This is a genomic window from Pedobacter metabolipauper (assembly GCF_004362715.1).
Classification (GTDB): Bacteria; Bacteroidota; Bacteroidia; order Sphingobacteriales; family Sphingobacteriaceae; genus Pedobacter; species Pedobacter metabolipauper.
The window spans coordinates 362,768-382,063 of the sequence record NZ_SNYC01000004.1; the positions used below are offsets into that span (position 1 = coordinate 362,768).

General features: G+C 37.9%; 22 protein-coding genes. 9 read left to right on the forward strand and 13 right to left on the reverse strand.

From position 1 onward, the window contains the following. Positions 1-180 precede the first annotated feature (180 nt). The 3 genes from rplS to ATK78_RS08220 all read right to left on the reverse strand — a co-directional run bounded on the left by rplS (position 181) and on the right by ATK78_RS08220 (position 1,274). Positions 181-528, reverse strand: a complete 348-nt coding sequence (gene rplS / locus ATK78_RS08210; protein WP_133575606.1) for a 50S ribosomal protein L19 — start codon at positions 526-528, stop codon at positions 181-183. 132 nt (positions 529-660) lie between these two features. Then, positions 661-954: a hypothetical protein gene (locus ATK78_RS08215; RefSeq protein ID WP_133575607.1), complete on the reverse strand. Its 294-nt coding sequence runs from the start codon at positions 952-954 to the stop codon at positions 661-663. Positions 955-977: 23 nt separating this feature from the next. Next, the gene (locus ATK78_RS08220) at positions 978-1,274 is read right to left on the reverse strand and encodes a hypothetical protein (RefSeq protein WP_133575608.1); all 297 of its coding nucleotides are present in this window, start codon (positions 1,272-1,274) and stop codon (positions 978-980) included. 126 nt (positions 1,275-1,400) lie between these two features. Between ATK78_RS08220 and ATK78_RS08225 the strand changes: the two genes are divergently transcribed. Beyond that, entirely contained in the window at positions 1,401-1,754 is a 354-nt protein-coding gene (locus ATK78_RS08225; protein WP_133575609.1) for a hypothetical protein, read from the forward strand. 9 nt (positions 1,755-1,763) lie between these two features. Here ATK78_RS08225 and trmD read toward each other — a convergent pair whose 3' ends face one another. From trmD to ATK78_RS08240, 3 genes are all read right to left on the reverse strand, one after another. Next, positions 1,764-2,441 (reverse strand): tRNA (guanosine(37)-N1)-methyltransferase TrmD, encoded by a 678-nt coding sequence (trmD, locus tag ATK78_RS08230; RefSeq protein ID WP_133575610.1) that lies wholly within the window; start codon positions 2,439-2,441, stop codon positions 1,764-1,766. Between the two features lie 16 nt (positions 2,442-2,457). Beyond that, positions 2,458-2,985 carry a ribosome maturation factor RimM gene (gene rimM / locus ATK78_RS08235; RefSeq protein WP_133575611.1) on the reverse strand — a complete coding sequence of 176 codons (528 nt, stop codon included), beginning with the start codon at positions 2,983-2,985 and terminating at the stop codon, positions 2,458-2,460. 117 nt (positions 2,986-3,102) lie between these two features. Next, the gene (locus tag ATK78_RS08240) at positions 3,103-3,687 is read right to left on the reverse strand and encodes a 30S ribosomal protein S16 (protein ID WP_133575612.1); all 585 of its coding nucleotides are present in this window, start codon (positions 3,685-3,687) and stop codon (positions 3,103-3,105) included. Between the two features lie 161 nt (positions 3,688-3,848). Here ATK78_RS08240 and ATK78_RS08245 point away from each other — a divergent pair, with 161 nt between their 5' ends. Beyond that, positions 3,849-4,367 carry a 5' nucleotidase, NT5C type gene (locus tag ATK78_RS08245; RefSeq protein WP_243732479.1) on the forward strand — a complete coding sequence of 173 codons (519 nt, stop codon included), beginning with the start codon at positions 3,849-3,851 and terminating at the stop codon, positions 4,365-4,367. Positions 4,368-4,408: 41 nt separating this feature from the next. Continuing rightward, positions 4,409-4,729 carry a heavy metal-binding domain-containing protein gene (locus ATK78_RS08250; RefSeq protein WP_133575613.1) on the forward strand — a complete coding sequence of 107 codons (321 nt, stop codon included), beginning with the start codon at positions 4,409-4,411 and terminating at the stop codon, positions 4,727-4,729. Between the two features lie 36 nt (positions 4,730-4,765). On the opposite strand, the gene pfkA is transcribed toward ATK78_RS08250, so the two are convergent. Both pfkA and ATK78_RS08260 read right to left on the reverse strand, forming a co-directional pair. Continuing rightward, complete coding sequence (gene pfkA, locus ATK78_RS08255) at positions 4,766-5,749, reverse strand: 6-phosphofructokinase (RefSeq protein WP_133575614.1); 984 nt, start codon at positions 5,747-5,749, stop codon at positions 4,766-4,768. A 255-nt stretch (positions 5,750-6,004) separates the two neighbouring features. Then, positions 6,005-6,784, reverse strand: coding sequence for a biotin--[acetyl-CoA-carboxylase] ligase (locus tag ATK78_RS08260; RefSeq protein ID WP_133575615.1), 780 nt, complete (start codon positions 6,782-6,784; stop codon positions 6,005-6,007). Positions 6,785-6,827: 43 nt separating this feature from the next. Between ATK78_RS08260 and rsfS the strand changes: the two genes are divergently transcribed. The 4 genes from rsfS to ATK78_RS08280 all read left to right on the forward strand — a co-directional run bounded on the left by rsfS (position 6,828) and on the right by ATK78_RS08280 (position 11,179). Further along, positions 6,828-7,202: a ribosome silencing factor gene (rsfS, locus tag ATK78_RS08265; RefSeq protein ID WP_133575616.1), complete on the forward strand. Its 375-nt coding sequence runs from the start codon at positions 6,828-6,830 to the stop codon at positions 7,200-7,202. Positions 7,203-7,232: 30 nt separating this feature from the next. After that, a complete protein-coding gene (ftsH, locus tag ATK78_RS08270; RefSeq protein ID WP_133575617.1) occupies positions 7,233-9,326 on the forward strand; it encodes an ATP-dependent zinc metalloprotease FtsH in 2,094 nt (697 codons plus the stop codon). Positions 9,327-9,386: 60 nt separating this feature from the next. After that, positions 9,387-10,031, forward strand: coding sequence for a LutC/YkgG family protein (locus ATK78_RS08275; RefSeq protein ID WP_133575618.1), 645 nt, complete (start codon positions 9,387-9,389; stop codon positions 10,029-10,031). 65 nt (positions 10,032-10,096) lie between these two features. After that, on the forward strand, positions 10,097-11,179 hold the full coding sequence (locus ATK78_RS08280) for a 3-oxoacyl-ACP synthase III family protein (protein WP_133575619.1): 1,083 nt from the start codon (positions 10,097-10,099) through the stop codon (positions 11,177-11,179). A gap of 3 nt (positions 11,180-11,182) precedes the next feature. Here the strand turns inward: ATK78_RS08280 and ATK78_RS08285 are convergent, their stop codons facing one another. From ATK78_RS08285 to ATK78_RS08305, 5 genes are all read right to left on the reverse strand, one after another. Further along, complete coding sequence (locus ATK78_RS08285; RefSeq protein ID WP_133575620.1) at positions 11,183-12,670, reverse strand: YfgM family protein; 1,488 nt, start codon at positions 12,668-12,670, stop codon at positions 11,183-11,185. 114 nt (positions 12,671-12,784) lie between these two features. Continuing rightward, positions 12,785-13,528, reverse strand: a complete 744-nt coding sequence (locus tag ATK78_RS08290; protein WP_133575621.1) for a zinc ribbon domain-containing protein — start codon at positions 13,526-13,528, stop codon at positions 12,785-12,787. 226 nt (positions 13,529-13,754) lie between these two features. Beyond that, positions 13,755-14,852, reverse strand: a complete 1,098-nt coding sequence (locus ATK78_RS08295; RefSeq protein WP_133575622.1) for a Nif3-like dinuclear metal center hexameric protein — start codon at positions 14,850-14,852, stop codon at positions 13,755-13,757. A 95-nt stretch (positions 14,853-14,947) separates the two neighbouring features. Further along, positions 14,948-15,307, reverse strand: a complete 360-nt coding sequence (locus tag ATK78_RS08300) for a TM2 domain-containing protein (RefSeq protein WP_133575623.1) — start codon at positions 15,305-15,307, stop codon at positions 14,948-14,950. Beyond that, entirely contained in the window at positions 15,300-15,632 is a 333-nt protein-coding gene (locus ATK78_RS08305; protein WP_133575624.1) for a DUF2752 domain-containing protein, read from the reverse strand. The genes ATK78_RS08300 and ATK78_RS08305 overlap by 8 nt, the downstream gene beginning before the upstream one ends. Before the next feature lie 74 nt (positions 15,633-15,706). Here ATK78_RS08305 and mfd point away from each other — a divergent pair, with 74 nt between their 5' ends. Together mfd and ATK78_RS08315 are read left to right on the forward strand one after the other, a co-directional pair. Continuing rightward, positions 15,707-19,048 (forward strand): transcription-repair coupling factor, encoded by a 3,342-nt coding sequence (gene mfd, locus ATK78_RS08310; protein WP_133575625.1) that lies wholly within the window; start codon positions 15,707-15,709, stop codon positions 19,046-19,048. A gap of 8 nt (positions 19,049-19,056) precedes the next feature. Then, positions 19,057-19,266 carry a DUF3820 family protein gene (locus ATK78_RS08315; protein ID WP_133575626.1) on the forward strand — a complete coding sequence of 70 codons (210 nt, stop codon included), beginning with the start codon at positions 19,057-19,059 and terminating at the stop codon, positions 19,264-19,266. Positions 19,267-19,296: the final 30 nt, after the last annotated feature.

The window sequence follows — 19,296 nt, forward strand, 5'->3', positions numbered from 1 at the left end:
CTTATTTGATAATCTGTTCTATTACGTTATAAATTAAATGAGATGCATCGATTGAAATAAAGTCGTCTGGCGCAAACTTAAATAAAACTGTCAAAGCAAACGGTTCCAGTAGAAAATGAGCATATACAAAAAAACCTCCCCAATTTGATCGGGAAGGTTATTATGCTTTGATCTAAAGAATTAACCTCTTTTAGATTTGATACGAGCTGCTTTACCAGTTAATTCACGAAGATAGAATAGTTTCGCTCTACGCACTTTACCGATGCTGTTAACTTCAATTTTAGCGATGTTTGGAGAATTTATCGGGAAGATCCGTTCAACACCAACACCATTAGACATTTTACGAACAGTGAAAGTTTCGTTAGCACCAACACTATTGCGTTGCAATACTACGCCCTGGTAAATTTGAATACGTTCTTTATTACCTTCGCGAATTTTATAGTGAACACTCACTGTATCTCCTGATTTGAATACAGGAAACTCATTTTTTGCGATTACCTGCTCTTCAACAAATTTTACTAAATCCATGATTTTAAGCTATTAAGCCGACTTTTTGTTGTTTAAAATCGGACTGCAATATTAGGAATTTTATTTTATAAAAAAAAGTGATTTTTATTTTTTTCCACATTCTTTATGATTTCCACATAATTTTAATGTGAACTAGTTCTCCGAACCGTTCTGCTGCCGCTCCAAATATATCAACTCTTTGAGGTTCTTGCACGGTTTAAGGCCGTTTATCAGTCCGCCACTCTCCATTCCAAATAAGCATTCCAACTTTCTTACTTTTTCATAAGGAATATCTGCAGTATCTTCTATTAATAGTTTTCGGTAATTATGAAAGGTATTAAATGCAATGCCCAGTTCTCTCGGAATAATTTTAATTGCCGATTTATAATCCGGAAGATTCAATTTATTCATTTCTTCATCTATCTTATATTTTCTTCTTTTTTCCATAAAATCCATTTATAGCTTTCCTGTTACTGAGTGACTGCCTTTAACCGCTGATTCAGTGATTTGGATCTGATTCGTTTATTCAGCAACCCTCCTCTTTTTAATCCAAACAGGATCTCAAACAATACCACTTTTTCATGGGGAATATCCTGTTCATCATTTATACTGATCTTTCTCCAGTTATGAAATGTGTTCAGAGATATATTCAGAAATCCGGGGATATGTAAAACTGCCTTTTTATAATCCCCTCTGGAAAGCCTGAGCATGCATTCATTAATCTTGTATTTTTTTATGCCACTTTCAATAATAATTAATTTTTGCATAATAAATTAGTTAATAATATTAAAAATTTGTGTATTATTACCAAATAAATACAGAATATACACTTATTTATTTAGTCAAATATACTATATTTTTTATGTTCACCTAACAATTATTAACAAAATACCATGCTTTTAAAGAAAACTATAGACCAAATACTTAAAGAAAAAAGCAGATCACTAACCTGGCTTGCTTTTGAAATGGATAAAACTTTTGATGGCTTTAAATTAAGTTTAACCAGAGGATCAATTAAATACAATGACATTTTAAGAATGGCCAGGATTTTGGAAGTTAATCCTTCTGTTTTTTTTGAAACAGGAGGACCTATACCTCACGGTGAAAACGAGCAGATCCAACCTGTAGAAAAATCAGACTATATCGTATTAAAGGCAAATCTAACTGCTTGCGGAGAAATGCTTGTCGTATTAAAAAATCAAATGAAGGATAAGGACAAAATAATCAGCTTATTAAGCCGTGGATAATAGTAGAAATTAATCTTCCAGCAGATCGGGACGGCGGGCCTGCGTACGGGCCAGCGCCTGCTCGTGTCTCCATTCATTAATTTTAGCCTCGTGGCCGCTTAGCAAAATATCGGGAACCCGGTGTCCATTCCAGTCTGCTGGTCTGGTATATACCGGTGCGTCTAAAAGCTCTCCCTGAAAGCTATCAGAAAGTGCTGACGTTTCGTCATTCAACACTCCTGGGATCAACCGGACTATGGCATCTACAAGAACTGCAGCAGGAAGTTCTCCACCTGACAAGACATAGTCGCCAATAGAGATCTCCCGGGTTACAAATAAGTCCCGTATCCGCTGATCTATCCCTTTATAGTGACCACATAAAATGATCACATTCCCTTTGCCGGAAAGCTCATTGGCAATGGTTTGATTCAGCGTTTCACCATCGGGGCTCATGAAGATAACTTCATCATATTCCCGCATGGCTTTTAACCCTTCAATACATTTAGCAAAAGGCTCAATCGACATCACCATTCCGCTTCCTCCACCATATGGATAATCGTCTACGCTTTTCTGTTTATTTGTGGAATAATCCCTTAGGCTGTGTACCACAATCTCAGCGATTCCTTTTTTTTGTGCACGCTGTAAAATGGAATGTGCAAAGGGGCTTTCTAAAAGAGCAGGCAGAACAGTAATAATATCAAAACGCATGGTACAAAGTTAAGCATTAATTTTCCAGGTATATATCCAGCAGTCCTTCGGGAAGATCTACAAGAATAGTACCTTCATCTTCATCAATTTCAACAATCATGTCGTCATTCAAAGGAAACATAATCTCTTTGTTCTTATAAGATACCGTAGCAACGAATTGCTGAGGATATTCATTTATTTCAATTATTTCTCCGAGTTCTCCATGCGTTTCGTCAGAAGCGATAAAGCCTTTTAGATCGTTATAATGAAAATCATCATCAGAACGATCAGGCATTTTAGTTAAAGGCAAATACACTTTTTTCTTAACCAATGGCTGAGCCTTATCAATATGATCTAAATCATCAAAGTAAAAATTTCCGGTATTATTGGTGTGCAGTTTATAGGATGAAACAAAAAAAGGAACCATTTTACTGTTAATTTCCGCAAAGATCACATCCAACTCTAATAATTCTGGTTCATCATATTCAAAAAACAATTGAAGTTCTCCTTTTAAACCTTTTGTTTTTGTGAAATAACCGATGTAAAATGCTTCTTCTATTTTCATTTGGATTTTAATTACACGATTCAGCCTGAGGTTAGGGTGAATATTTTAAATAAAAAAATAGCGAAGGATACATTCCAATGAAAGATCCTTCGCTATTATTCAGAATAACAAAAATTGTTATGCTTTTTCTTCTTCGTTGCTTTCAGCAGCTTCTTCAGCAGCAGGAGCTTCCTCAGTTGCCGCTTCAGCTACAGGAGCCTCTTCTTCAACTTCAGGAGTTTCTTCAACAACCTCTTCTTCTACCGGTGCATTTTTAATGGCAAGGGCAGCAGCGCGATCTGCATTTTTCTTTGCTTCAGCAGCTAAAGCTGTTTTCTTAACTTCGTCTTTAGATTTAGTCAAGTTGTCTTTTTTACCTTCAATTTTGCCGTCTTTAGCAGTCAACCATTCTGCAAATTTAACATCTGCCTGTTCAACTGTTAATGCACCTTTTTTAATACCACCTTCTAAGTGTTTCTTGTATAAAACACCTTTATAAGAAAGGATAGCACGACAAGTGTCCGTAGGCTCAGCACCTTTGTTCATCCAGTCTAAAGTTTTGTCAAAATTAAGTTCAATAGTAGCAGGATTGGTATTTGGGTTATAAGAACCTAAACGCTCAATAAATTTACCATCTCTTGGTGAACGGGAATCCGCTACCACTACGTGGAAAAAAGGTTTACCTTTTTTACCGAATCTTTGCAATCTGATTTTAGTTGCCATTTCTTATTTTATTTATGTATTCAACATAGTTCCCGGAGCTTCATGCTTGCGGGGTTGCAAAAGTAAGTAAAATACTAATGATTAACAAGATGCAGTAATTTTAAATTCAATTAACATTATTACGCTTGTTATTAAGGATATTTGGATCAAACACGAATGATATGAGAATAGCAATAGATATGGACGAAGTATTGGCCGATCCTATACATAAATTTATAAAGCTTTATAACCGTGACTATGGAGTACCCCTTGACCTGATCCTTGATCCGGGCAATGAAATATACCACCACGTTCCAGAGCACGTTAACAACAAATGGTTCGATTACATCAATGAAAAAGGGTTTTTCAGGGATTTAGAAGTGATAGAAGGCAGCATTGAGGCCGTGAAAAAATTACAGGAAAACAATGAGGTATATATTGTTTCTGCAGCAATGGAATTTAGAAATTCTTTAGAAGACAAACTGGACTGGCTGGCTGAGCACTTTCCATTTATAAGCTGGAGGAACATCATATTCTGTGGGGATAAAATAGTAAACGTTGATGTTATGATTGATGACCGGGCAAAAAATTTCATTGGTTTTAATGGCCGGAAGCTATTGTTTACTTCTCCACATAACCTGTTGTTAACAGATTATGAACGCGTGGATAACTGGACCCAAGTACTAGACAAGTTGCTGTAACATTTCTAAAAGCACAGCGTCAAAGTTCTAAACTTTTTGATATGCTAGTAACAACAACAAATACTGTAGAAGGCAAAAAAATAGTTAAGTACATTGGCCTTGTAAGCGGCGAAACCATCATTGGTGCCAATATTTTTAAAGATCTATTCGCCGGAATCCGGGATATCGTTGGCGGCAGATCAGGATCTTATGAACAAGTATTAAGAGAAGGTAAGAATACAGCCATTAATGAGATGCAGCAATATGCTGCTGCCATGGGTGCAAATGCAATTATAGGCGTTGATCTTGACTACGAAACTGTAGGCAGCGGAGGCAGTATGTTAATGGTTGCGGCAACCGGAACTGCTGTCATTATAGAATAAATAAGATAAAAAAGGCAGCTGATCAGCTGCCTTTTTTTATAATGAAAGTATTTCGACCAGCTTTAACCAGGCTGGAGTTATTTCTTTAGCATCAATATGCTTAATGGCATGATCAAATGGTGTAAACACAATCTCATTGTTCTTTAAGCCTGCCATTTCAGACGTACGTTGTGCAATTATCCCTTCTACGGCTGCAACGCCAAGCCGGCTGGCCAGTACACGATCCATACAACTTGGCTTTCCTCCGCGCTGGATATGTCCAAGAACAGAAACACGTATATCATAATTAGGGAATTTTTCTTTTAAGACTTCCCCAACATTAAATGCACCGCCCATTTCATCACCTTCAGCAACTATAATTATCTTAGAAGCTTTATCTTTTCTGCCAGTTTCAAGACGGGTCACTAAACCGTCGACACCCATATTGGCCTCAGGGATCATAATAGCCTCCGCTCCAACACCAATCCCACTTCTTAAAGCAATCAGTCCAGAGTCACGACCCATAACTTCAACAATAAATAAACGGTCATGAGATTCTGCCGTATCCCTGATCTTGTCTACCGCATTGATTACGGTATTAATTGCAGTATCGTAACCTATTGTAAAATCAGTACCCTCAAGGTCATTGTCAATTGTTCCGGGTAATCCAATGACAGGAAAATCAAATTCAGCGGAGAATAAATTCGCTCCTGTAAAAGTACCATCGCCACCTATTACGATCAACGCATCAATTTCGCTTTTCTTTAGTTGCTTATAGGCCTCAATCCGTCCTTCTTTGCTCCTAAAGGCATCACTTCGTGCTGTTTTTAAAATAGTTCCGCCGCGCTGAATAATATTAGCAACAGACTTACGGTCCATTTCGATAAAATCCCCGTTAATTAAGCCTTCATATCCTCTTAAAATACCTGTAACTTTTAAATCATAGTAAATTCCAGCTCTAACCACTGCCCTTATGGCAGCATTCATCCCCGGGGCATCACCTCCCGATGTTAATACACCTATATTTTTAATTTTACTCATTTATATCTTGTTAGCTAGCCTTGGCAATCATTTACCTGGTCGGCCAATATGTTCCAAATTGTAGTCCTAATGCGTACTCATTACACGCTGTCACTTTACAGTATATACAATGTGGCCGTGAAAATACTTATAATTTTTTATTTAAAGGCCCTCAACATTGGAAGTGTTATTAATTTTACGATCCCCTAATCTTTTGTTTAAGTTGTTAGCTAAAGAAGCATCACAAGTGGGAGATCTGGTTATTGGCTATAACCACTAACCATTAAGGTCCAAAAATTCAACCTCTTTAAAATTATAATTGGTCTCCGCATTTCCGGCACGTATGATCAACTGTCCGGTTTCAGTGATTCCACGGATCCTTCCTTCAAATATATAATCCTTATGCTTATACCAGGCCAATTGATTAAATTTGTATAAGCCATTGACATAATCTTCAGTCATACGGATATAGTTTGCTGTCCTAAGTTTGAGGTATTCACTTTCAATATGACTGCAAAGAACTGCCAATAATTTAATAAGATCAACTTCCTGATTTAATATTTCAGCTATCGATGTTGCAGGTTTTACTTTTTCAATGTCAAAATACCGTTGATTTACATTAATTCCAATACCAACAACAGCTGATTTATACCTTGTACCAGCGATATTGTTTTCAATCAGTATCCCGCCAACTTTTTTACCTTCAAAATAAATGTCGTTTGGCCACTTTACTTTAACATTCTCATTCACAAATGCTGTGAGTGCTTTGTTAATGCCAATGCTAACTGCTATATTTAGCATAAATTGTTTTTGAACGGGCAAGAATGACGGTTTTAGAAGAATGCTAAAGGTAAGGTTAAGTCCGGCTTCGGCATGCCAGGCACTTTCCTGCTGACCTCTTCCTGCAAATTGATCATCTGCCATAATAACAGTTCCTTCGGGTAATGGCTCGGATTTTGACACCAACATCTTTAAAAAGTTATTGGTAGAATCAACGGCCGGTAATCGTATAAGATTTTGACCAACAAATAATGTTGAAAAAGTGTTATTTTGCAAGTGTGTTGATTGTATATTTGTTTATCAAAATTAAAACATTTTAATGGTAAAAAAGAAAATAGGAAACCTTTCTACATATCTCTCAGAAATAGCCGTACATGGCATACAGGAAAAAAAAGGTAATGACATCGTACGTTTAGACTTAAGAGAACTGAACAGTTCAGTTTCCGATTATTTCATCATTTGCAGCGCAAACTCTTCTACCCAGGTTAAAGCAATCGCAGACAGTGTTGAAGAAGAAATTTATAAAAATACTCAAACAAACCCTTGGCGTAAGGAAGGGCAAGATTCAGCAGAGTGGATAATCCTTGATTATTTTGACATTGTTGTGCACATATTTAAAACTGAAAAACGCGACTTTTATGGAATTGAAGATTTATGGGGAGATGCTCTGGCTACATCCTATAAAAGCGCTTAATCATTCACATCCACATTTTTTGATTTAACGATGAAAGAGAACCAAAATAAAAAACCTAACCTAATAAAAAGAATACCTAACATACCAAAGAAGCCTCAAAAAGGTTCAAAATTTAATATTTTTTGGATTTATGCCGCTATTATTTTAGGTCTGATCTTACTGCAATTCCTGTTTAGCTCGGAAAGCAGCAAATCCATTACTTACCGTGAGTTTGAAACACAGATGCTGTTACCTGGTGATGTTCAAAAACTCGTTGCCTACAAACATGAGGATCTGGTTAAGGTAGATATCTTTCTGAAAAAAGATAAGATCAACTCCCCTAAATACAAAGAGTATCAAACCAAGAATAACTTTGGTACTTCTTCTACAGGTCCGGTAGCTTTCTTTACCGCTGGCTCTATGGATGGCCTGGACGCACAATTAAAAGAATCTCAAAAAGACCTTCCGAAGGAACAGCAGATTCTTGCAGAAAAAGACACGAGACAAAGTTCATTTAACTCATGGTTCTTTACCGTGATCATTCCAGTTTTACTATTTATTGGTTTCTGGATCTTCATTATGCGCCGTATGGGCGGTGGTGCTGGAGGTGGTGGCGGACAGATTTTCAACATTGGGAAATCTAAAGCAACGCTATTTGATAAAGAAAGCCAGGTAAATGTAACATTTAACGATGTGGCTGGTCTGGAAGAAGCTAAACAAGAGATCATGGAAATCGTCGATTTCCTTAAAAATCCTAAAAAGTATACGAACCTGGGAGGTAAAATACCGAAAGGAGCATTGCTTGTTGGATCTCCTGGTACAGGTAAAACATTATTGGCAAAAGCTGTTGCCGGTGAAGCACAAGTTCCTTTTTTCTCTCTTTCGGGGTCAGACTTTGTAGAGATGTTCGTTGGCGTTGGTGCCTCACGCGTTCGTGATCTATTTAAACAAGCAAAGGATAAAGCTCCATGTATCATCTTTATAGATGAGGTTGACGCCATTGGCCGTGCACGTGGAAAAAATAGCATGATGGGTGGAAATGATGAGCGGGAAAATACATTAAACCAGCTTTTGGTTGAAATGGATGGCTTTGGTACCGATTCAGGGATCATAATCCTTGCCGCAACCAACCGTCCGGATGTATTGGATAGTGCCTTATTGAGACCAGGCAGGTTTGACAGACAAATCTCTATTGATAAACCTGATCTTGCTGGGCGTGAACAAATATTCAAAGTTCACTTAAAGCCAATTAAGACCGCTGAAGTGGTTGATGCTAAAAAACTTTCTGCCCAGACTCCCGGATTTGCTGGTGCTGAGATTGCCAATGTTTGTAATGAGGCTGCCCTTATTGCTGCAAGACGCAATAAAGAACATGTTGATATGCAAGATTTTCAAGATGCAATTGACCGGGTTATTGGTGGTTTAGAAAAGAAAAATAAGATCATATCTCCTGAAGAGAAACGAATTGTTGCTTACCATGAAGCTGGCCATGCCATTGCCGGATGGTTTCTGGAACACGCAGACCCACTTGTTAAGGTATCCATTGTTCCCCGCGGTGTTGCAGCATTGGGTTACGCTCAATACTTGCCTAAAGAACAGTTCCTATATACAACAGAGCAACTGACTGATGGTATGTGTATGACCATGGGCGGAAGAGTTGCAGAAGACATTGTTTTTGGCAAGATCTCTACAGGCGCACAGAACGATTTGGAACGCATTACTAAGCTATCATATGCCATGGTAACCATTTATGGCATGAACAGTACAATCGGTAATGTTTCTTTCCATGATCCTCAAAATGAGTACAACTTTAACAAACCATATTCTGAAAAAACATCAGAAATGATTGATCATGAAGTTCGTAAACTAATAGAAGGTGTTTATTCAAGAACTAAGCAGCTGCTAACTGATAAAAGAGAAGGCTTAGAAAAACTTGCGCTGAAACTATTGGAAAAAGAGATACTTTTTCAGGCTGACCTGGAAGAGATCTTAGGAAAACGTCCTTTTGACAGCCGTACTGCTTATGACGAATTTGTAAATGGCACAGGTGATCAAAAACCTGCCGCAGAAGGTCTGTTACACGATGGTGTAGGAGAAACTATTGATCCTGCCATTTCTGCTGATCCTACAGACAAAGAGTTATAGTACAATCTATTTCATGGGGCTGCCGCCTTGGTATATAAGGCGGCAGCAAATCCATTTTTTATGCAAGAAAATATTTCCTCCAAAGAATTGATGTTGAAAAAGATAAGGAAAGCACTTCTTGAAAAAAGAGACAATCCATATCCCAACTTAGAAGATACCCCACTCTATACTGAAAACACAGAATATCCTGAAGTTTTATTTGCAGAACAGCTAACTGCTGTTTCAGGCAATTTTATCTATTGCGAGAATGGAATAGAATTTATTGAGAATATTTTGCACCTGGCGGATAAATATAGCTGGAGAAAAATATACTGCTGGGAGCCAGAGCTTCAGGACCTGCTATCAGAATATGAATTTCCTTTTTATAAAACAGATAAAGATTTTGAGCTTGCAGAAGTAGGTATCACACTCTGTGAAGCCCTGATTGCACGAAATGGATCTGTAATGGTATCTAACCAAAATGCTGCAGGAAGGAGATTAAGTATATTTCCACATCATCATATTGTGATTGCCAGGACGGGCCAGCTGGTTATGGACCTAAAAGATGCATTTAAGATCATTAAAGATAAATATGGAAGTCAGATTCCATCGATGATCAGCACCATTACCGGGCCAAGCAGAACGGCTGATATTGAAAAAACACTGGTGCTTGGTGCTCACGGACCTAAAGAACTATTTGTGTTTTTAATCGAAGATTTCTCTTAAAATTTTTGTTTCTAATAAAATTATCTTAATTTTATACTGTATACCAAAACAGTCTGCGGTTCATAATGAGCAATAAAACAACAATACACTCGGTTATAAAAGGAACTGGTAGCTATATTCCAGAAAATGTAATTTCTGGAGATTCTTTTTTAAATTCCACATTCTATGATAATGGCCTTCCTTTAGACAAAGACATTGCGGAAGTTATTAAAAAATTTACAGAGATTACAGAGATTCAGGAACGTCGTTATGTTAGTGATGGCTCCTTAAACAGCGACATTGCAACAATTGCTGCCCAGCGTGCAATTGAGGATGCTGGAATTGATAAAGAAACATTAGATCATATCATCTTTTGCCACAACTTTGGAGATATCTCTGCAGGATCCAACAGAATGGATATTTTACCTGCTTTAGCCGCAAAAGTTAAGCAAGCCCTTGCTATTGAAAATCCGGACTGTGTTGCCTATGATATAATTTTTGGCTGTCCTGGTTGGGTACAGGGAACAATACAGGCAAACTATCTGATTCAAAGCGGAGATGCCAAACGTGTAATGGTTATTGGTTCTGAGACACTTTCAAGGATAATTGATCCGCATGACCGTGACAGCATGATCTTTTCTGACGGCGCCGGCGCTGTTATATTTGAGGTAAAAGAATCTGAAGAACCAACGGGGATCATTGCACATAAAACTCAAACCTATGCTGCAAGCTATGGCTCGCTTCTGGTTATGGGCAAAAGCAATAATCCAGCAGAATCTAATGGAAATACCTATCTGAAGATGAATGGCAGAAAGCTTTATGAATTCGCAGTACTGAATGTTCCGCAAGTCGTTAAGAAGGCGATTGACAATGCGGGAATAAGTATTGAAGATATAAAGACGGTATTCATTCATCAGGCCAACGGCAAGATGGACCATGCCATTATGAAGCGTTTATTTAAGCTGTATAACTTGGATAGTGTCCCGGAAAACCTGGTGCCAATGACCATCTCATGGCTTGGAAATAGCTCTGTAGCTACTATTCCTACCTTGCTAGACCTTGTGCTTAAGAACAAAGTTGAAGGCTATGAAATAAAGAAAGATGAATATGCTGTATTTGCTTCTGTTGGTGCAGGTATGCATATCAATGCTTTTATATATAAGTTTTAATCCTTATTTAACCCTGTTGATCCCAGCTTTAGCCTGACTTTCAATGCTATTCTCATAATCGTGGTCTTTCATCCCAATTGCTAAATTAAAAGAATCCTTTGCCTTTGGGTAGTTTTTCTTTTTTTCGTAAATTTTACCCATCTGCAGAGCAGAGTTAGCGGCGAAATAATACTTTAGATCCTTACCTGAATTAACTGCATTTTGATAGTTTAATAATGCCTGATCGTCTTTTCCCAATTCATCGTTCAATCTTCCGCTCCTGTAATAAAACTCAGTTCTATCCCTTCCCACAGCATATGCAGAAGCTTTATCCAGAGAGATGACATCTAATGCTTTTTCATAATAACCGCCATCAAATAACAAGCGGGCTTTCAGCAGATTTATATTTGGAACTACAGCTGATGCTTCGTTCATCGCCTGTTTGTCTTTTTCCTGGTAGGTATAACCATTTGACTTAACCTTTGACATATAACCTATATAGGCCGCTTTGTCGCCTTTTAAAAGTGATATCCAGCCCAGATGGAGGTTGGCGTCTTTAATATAGCTATTACCCTTGTTTAACTGCAAAAATCGATTGAAATCCTGAGAAGCAGAATAATCCAGTTTGTTAAGTTTCGCTGTCCCGAGTAAAAAATCAAGATATGGAAAAGATTGAAAAAAAGCAGCAGCAGGTTTATTATTTAAAATAGAAATGGCTTCTTCCGTGTGACCCGATCTTAAACATACCTGGGCCTGTAAATAGACTTTCAGCAAATTGAGTTCAGAAAATTTATCCGTATACTTCATAACCTTAGCATACGCAGACGGGCTATGTGCAATATCTGTTAGTACGACTGAATAATAAAATACCACTTCTTCATAAAAGGGCTCATATTTAGATTTGGGTAAATTTTCTGCAAGCTTGTCAAGCATAGAGATCCCATTTTGTAAATTTCCTTTTATCCCAAAAGTTGCAAGGGTACTCTTTAACATACCGTCAGGCAGATTACCTAAAAAAGCATTTATAATTCCAAGACCTTTTAAATTAAGATGAAAACCTGGAAATCTTTTATTATTTTCCTGCAGTAAACTATTGGCTCTTTTTATTTCCCGGGCAGCAGTAAAATACTCTCCATATCTTCCCCTAATCAAAGCCCATTGTAAATTAATCTCAGCTTGGGCATATAAAAAATAGGGAGATTTCTCGTCGCCATCTTCAATGAGATCCAACCGATCAGACTTATTTTCTTTTAACCGGTCAAATTCCTGTTTGCTTTCATTGGTTAATAAATAAAAATAGTCCAGATAATTTTCCAGTAAAGGAACGATGGTGTTTTTAGGATTTAACTTCTTTTCAGCTACAATTAATTGTCTGGCAGAACTTAACTTTAATTCAAAAATTTGCTGATATGCTTTAAGGCAGTTGCTATTGAAATCAAAATTTGCAAATACTGAAGTTGGGATGGCGAGCAGGAAAATTAAGAGGAATTTTAAAGTAATGGTCCTAATCATAAAAGAATTAAAAGCTTGTCTGGATTATGAGCACAAAATATGCCAAGGTTAACAGCAAAAAAAACCGTCTCATAATCAAGTTATGAAACGGCCTTCAGTATTTGTCTTTATAATTTAAGCAGGAACCACTTCTTGTGTAAGGGCTTCATCTACTAAAATTCTTCCGCAGTGTTCGCAAACGATGATCTTTTTACGCTGACGGATATCTAGCTGTCTTTGAGGAGGGATCTGGTTAAAACATCCAGAGCATGAGTCACGGTCAATGGTAACAACAGCAAGTCCGTTATTCGCATTTTTTCTCAACCTGTTATAAGCAGTTAAAAGCCTTTCTTCAATAAGTGTTTCTGCTTTTTCTGCCTTTTTATTTAATCCTTGTTCTTCTTTCTCAGTTTCAGAAGTAATGGTTTGTAATTCTCCTTGTTTAATATCAAGATCTTTACGTCTTGACTCTAAATCAGCCGCTGCTTTTTCATAAACTTCAGTTTTTGAAGCAATGTCAAACCCAAACTCTCTGATTTTTTTCTCGCAAACCTGGATTTCCAAAGTCTGGATCTCAACTTCCTTTGTTAAAGCATCATATTCACGATTATTTTTAACATCTTTCAATTGAGTTTCGTATTTTTTGATCAGGTTCTGAGCTTCCTTGATCATATTTTTACGGGTCACTATGGCATCTTCGGTATCATCCAATTCTGCTTTAAATTTTTCTATACGGGTCTCAAGACCTGCAACATCATCTTCTAAATCCGCAACTTCCATTGGTAATTCACCACGGATCTGACGTATTTTATCGATTTTAGTATGTAGGTTTTGTAATTCGTATAAAGCTTTTAGCTTTTGCTCTACAGTTTGTTCCATTAAACGAAATAATTTATGGTATGTATGTATTTAACTGGTTATCAGTATTTTAATGTTTTAAATTCTTATGCAAAATTCATATGGGCCAATTGATTTCAAACTATAAAAAGAAATCTGCCAATACAATATCCTGTTAAAGCTTGCAAAGATAAGTATTATTTTTGCGATTGTGCATATAAATTCCTATAAACCTGCCGTTTGGCTTTATCAAAAAGTGGACTCCCATTTACAGAAAATAATTAACCGGATTTGTACTTTGTCCCGTTAAAAAAACACCAAACCCCGGAAAATTCTTTTCCATATGTCCAACAAGCAATGCGGAAGTAAACTGTTCACTTTCGAAGTGTCCAATATCTGCAATGATCAGGTTTTTATCCGCATCAAAAAATTCATGATATTTAAAATCAGCGGTTACAAATGCATCTGCGCCTGCAGCAATGGCCTGTTTTAATAAGAAGCTTCCCGAACCGCCGCAAACAGCGACTTTCCGGATCTTTTTAGGAAGAATTTTTGTATGGCGGATTACTCGCGCATTCATTTTTTCTTTAACCAGGCTTAAAAAAGCCGTTCCATCCAGTTCTTCGTTTAACCATCCAATCATACCCGCACCTACCGTTTCCATTCCATTTTCCAGCGCATAAATATCATATGCAACTTCTTCATAAGGATGATATTCCAGGAGTGCCAGGATAACCTTTCTTTCATCCTGTGTTCTAAAAATAGTCTCAATCCGTATTTCATCTTCCTGGTGCTGAACACCTATTTCGCCAACAAACGGATCAGTGCCTGCACCCGCTTTAAAGGTACCTATACCAGCCCCGTTAAAACTACAGTCACTATATTTTGAAATGTGCCCTGCTCCAGCGATAAATAATGCTTCTCTTAAAACAGAGGCAGATGCCGATGGACAAAAAGTAACCAATTTCTTTAAGATACCTGTTTTAGGGCTTAATATCTTAGTATTCTTTAATCCTAATCTTTCACTGATCACTCCATTTACACCATGCTGAACATGATCCAGATTAGTGTGGATGGCATATAATGCGATATTATGACGGATTGCCTTCAAAACTACCCGCTCAATATAAGTTTTCCCAGTTATCTTTTTTAATCCTTTAAATACAATCGGATGATGTGTGATGATCAGATTACAGCCTTTAGCAATGGCCTCATCCACAATTTCTTCTGTACAATCCAATGCAACCAAAGCTGCATTTATTTCCTGGGCTACCTCTCCAATCAATAATCCGGAATTGTCATAATCTTCCTGGTAATTTAAGGGGGCAAACTCTTCAAGGCTTTTTATTATAAGGGATAGCTTCATATCCTGTAAAATTACACATTGATTGATAAAATTTTTAATCAAATAAAAAAGCCGGAACAATTGCATTTGTCCCGGCTTCAATATTTTACCTGCTATTATTGGATATTTCCCATTTTAACCATTTGTAAGCTTTCAAATACCATGCGCTGGTTATATTCAAATGCCAGGTTTTTATGATTTACAAGGTCGATGATCGTACCAACAAAACACAATCCTACAGTAAAGAAATACAATACTCCCATCCCGATTTGATTAACAAGAAATCTCGGAAGACCGGGAACAAAAAAACCCAGGATACAATACAACACCATATCATCAGGATTTCTTCTTTTGCTTCCATAAATCATTAAGAAGCCCCTCAATTGCTGCTCACTAAATCCAGTAGTTGCAGATTGAAGGTATGCGTATTCTTGTGGGGATATCCCCGGCAATGACATAAATGGTGACTCAAACATATTTTTTCTCCTTATCCTTTATTTTAAATCCTTTATAATTTATTAAACTCCATTTCAACAACACCAAAACCCGGTATAAAAGAATCAGTAATGCAGGTAAACCAAACCAATGCTGTTCAAAGCTCTTTTCCAAATTACCATGAAACAAGTGGGTTATCGCTCTTCCAATTCCACATCCCGGGCACCAGGTTAGCCCCAGGTTTGCTAATGGGCAAAGTGTAAAATGAGCCCCCTCACCATGTTCATGAGGCTGAGCTGTAGCCAGCAGCGTGATAGCCAAAACCCAAAAAAAGAGTTCTAATGGTATCTGGCCTAGCACTTTCATGTTTCTTTTATTTTAGATATATTAATCGATGTATTGTTACATCCAAAGCTAATCATAAATATTACATTTGTATTGTGAACATTCGCGACCTGATTAACAGATACAAGACAGATGACCGCATTGTAGCATTGGCTAAAGCCCTTAATCTGGGTAAAGGCAACAAACTTCAGCTTAAGGGCTTGGTTGGTTCGGCCGATGCAACAATTGCAATAGCAACCTATTTCTTATTGCATAAGCCTATTTTATTTATTTTACCTGATAGAGAAGAGGCTTCTTATTTCCTTTCAGACCTGGAAAGTATTCTGGATAAAGAGGTTCTTTTATTCCCCTCTTCATTTAGAAAGGGCTTCGATTTTACACAGGTTGATACCGCTAATGTATTGGCAAGGGCCGAAGTTTTAAATGAGCTAAATCACAATTCCGAATATGGAAAGATCGTTGTTTCTTATCCGGAGGCTCTTGCAGAAAAGGTAATAGACCGAAGTGTCCTGGAAAAAAATACCCTGGAGATTAGTACCGGGATTAAGCTTGGCATTGATTTTATCAATGAGTTTTTAATCGATTATGATTTTAACCGTACCGATTTCGTGTATGAACCAGGACAATTCTCCATCCGGGGCGGTATTGTTGATATATTCTCTTTTTCACACGATCTGCCTTACCGGATTGAATTTTTTGGGGACATCATTGAAAGTATCCGAACGTTTGAAATTGAAAGCCAGCTTTCTGTTGAAGATGTAAAAACACTCACGATCATTCCGAATGTGCAGTCAAAGTACCTGACTGAAAATAACATAAGCTTACTGGATTACATAGAAAAAGATACACAGGTTTGGTTTAAGGATGTTGAATTTACCCTCGACATCATTAAAGCAGGTTACAAAAAAGCAGTAGAACTCTGGAAAGCACTTCCTGCAAAAGAGAAGCAGGAAAATCAGGACTGGATTGATCCGAAGTTTGGTTTTGCCGATGAGAAAATGACGGCTGATATCCTGCATGATTTTATGCTTGTTGAATTCGGAAAGCAGTATTTCTATAAAACAGACCATATTTTTCAATTCGAAACGAAACCGCAGCCTTCCTTTAATAAGGATTTTAATTTGCTGATCCATAATTTGAAGGAAAACGAGAAACAAGGAATACATAATCTGATCTTTAGTTCATCTCCCAAGCAAACAGAACGCCTATATGCCATCCTGGATGATATAGATAAAACGGCTAAGTTTACCCCCATAAATATCCCCCTCAGAGAAGGCTTTATTGATTCGCAGCAAAAAGTTGCCTTTTATACAGACCACCAGATCTTTGATCGCTTTTACAAATACAAATTAAAAAGGGGATACCAGAGAAGTCAGTCAATAACGTTAAAAGAATTACGCGATCTAAAGCCAGGCGATTTTGTGACTCATATTGACCACGGTATTGGTAAATATGCCGGACTTGAAAAAGTTGAAGTAAATGGTAAAACCCAGGAAATGATCCGTCTTGTTTATGCAGATAATGATCTGCTCTATGTAAACATCAATTCATTAAGCAGGATTGCCAAATACAGCGGAAAAGATGGAACAGCGCCAAAAATGAATAAGCTGGGAACTGAGGCCTGGGATAAATTAAAAAAAACAACTAAAAAAAAAGTCAAAGACATAGCCCGGGACCTGATTAAGCTTTATGCATTAAGAAAAGCCCAGGTAGGTACGGCCTTTGATCCGGATGGCTATCTGGAAACCGAGTTAGAGGCATCCTTTATTTACGAAGATACGCCTGATCAGGAAAAAGCCACCAATGATGTTAAAAAAGACATGGAAGCCCCGCATCCAATGGATAGACTGGTTTGTGGTGATGTGGGCTTTGGTAAAACAGAAATCGCAATCCGGGCTGCTTTTAAAGCCGTAGCGAATGGCAAACAGGCCGCAGTACTTGTGCCTACCACCATTCTGGCCCTGCAGCATTTTAAAACATTTTCAGGGCGCTTAAAAGGTTTTCCATGTAATGTAGATTATATTAACCGCTTTAAAACCAATAAACAGATCAAAGAAACACTTGCTAAAGTTGAAGCCGGCCAGGTCGATATCATTATCGGTACACACCGCTTGCTGAGCAAGGATGTAAAATTTAAGGATCTGGGCATTATGATCATTGATGAGGAGCAAAAGTTTGGTGTAACCTCAAAAGAAAAGCTACGGGCACTCCGGGTAAATGTCGATACACTTACCTTAACCGCTACGCCAATACCACGAACACTGCACTTCTCTCTGATGGGAGCAAGAGATCTTTCCATAATGAGCACGCCGCCGCCCAACAGGCAAGCGGTAAACACAGAGCTGCACGTTTTCAATGACAAATTAATTCAGGAATCGGTTCAGTATGAGCTGGACCGTGGCGGCCAGGTTTTCTTTATTCACAACCGGGTAAATGATCTACCTCAATTGGGCGGACTCATTCAAACCCTGGTACCAAAAGCACGCATAGGCATTGCACACGGACAGCTGGACGGGGATGCCCTGGAAGATGTGATGCTTGACTTTATAAATGGGGAGAAAGATGTGTTAGTAGCCACAACGATCATTGAAGCCGGGTTAGACATTCCCAATGCCAACACGATCATTATCAACCATGCCCATATGTTTGGGTTAAGTGACCTGCATCAAATGCGAGGCAGGGTTGGCCGGTCCAATAAAAAAGCATTCTGCTACCTGTTAAGTCCCCCGCTTTCTACCTTAACTTCCGAAGCCCGTAAACGACTTAGTGCAATAGAAGAGTTTTCAGACCTTGGGAGCGGTTTTAATATTGCAATGAGGGATTTGGATATCCGGGGCAGCGGAAACCTCTTAGGTGCAGAGCAAAGTGGCTTTATCGCTGAAATAGGTTTTGAAATGTATCATAAAATTCTTGATGAAGCCATTCAGGAATTAAAAGCTGATGAATTTAAGGATCTGTTTAAAAATGAGCCGGCACGCCCCTTTGTCATGTCTACACAAATAGATACCGATCTGGAGCTTTATATTCCGGATGATTACGTAACGAATATAACCGAGCGGTATAACCTGTATACCTCCCTCTCAAAAATCGAAAATGAAACAGAACTAAAAGCATTTGAACTTTCACTAAAAGATCGTTTTGGGCCTGTACCTGCACCGGTTAAAACCATGCTTAATGTTTTAAGACTGCAATGGGTTGCTAAAAAACTCGCATTTGAAAAATTAAGCTTCAAAAAGGGAATCTTACGGGGTTACTTTATAGCAGATAAGCAGTCGTCATTTTTTGACTCTACCACATTTAATAAGATCTTACACTTTGCGCAGATACACCCAAGGCTTTGCAACCTTAAAGAAGTTAAAGACAGCCTGCGCATCGCTTTTGATAATCTTAAAACCGTTGACGAAGCCGTTGAAATGCTTGAAATGGTACTTAATTAATTCTACATATGAATCCACAATTACTAATGGACCTGGTAACTATGAAAATGCCATTTGGCAAATATAAGGGCAGGATCCTTTGTGATCTGCCTGAAAGTTACCTGATCTGGTTTCATAGAGAAGGCTTCCCACCCGGAAAACTCGGCGAACTGATTGCAACCCTTTATGAGATCAAGTTAAATGGTCTTGAATATTTATTACAACCCCTTAAAAAATAATATTTACATGTCCGTTAACGCACTGAAACT